At 46.8% G+C, this 524-nt stretch carries 1 protein-coding gene; it reads right to left on the bottom strand.

The window, feature by feature from the left end:
- Positions 1–9 precede the first annotated feature (9 nt).
- Positions 10–524 (bottom strand): hypothetical protein (locus tag ACVRRC_RS22310; RefSeq protein ID WP_472997629.1); only part of this gene is annotated, 515 nt, incomplete at its 5' end.

Genomic DNA, 524 nt, shown 5'->3' with positions numbered 1-524 from the left:
AACAATGGGTCACTGTTTTTTGATACTGACCGACTGACGCATGATTGCCAACACATCACTGGCTGACATTTTCCAAGCTTCAGCTTGACGTCGCAGTACAAAAGCGCCCAACTCTATTCGCCGAGCATGATCTAACATTAATGTCATTGTATTCCCGGCTTCAGAGATCGTCATGCCGCAACCCACTGACCCATTGTTATTTACCACAAAGCCTTTGTTTTTGTTCGCGCCGTGGAACTTAGCACGCATTTCTTTTTCAAGCCCGAATAAAGCGCCGCAAAATGCGGTCAATTCATACCGGGACAGTTGTATCGTGATTTTCTGATCCCAGAGCACATCGCGCCCTTCCAATGTCATGGGTGCCATCGAGATATTCAGCGTCAGAAAACCTTCTTTTCCTTCGGACTGCACGTATTGAACATCCAATGCCGTCCGCTTTTTTTCATCGCGCTGGCGATCAGAGTACAGCTTCAGCTGTTCACCAAATTGATTCATAATTCCTCCTGATACCATAGTATCCCCAG

This window comes from Stutzerimonas sp. LR2 (assembly GCF_055755175.1).
This window is presented reverse-complemented; position numbering and strand designations above follow the sequence as displayed.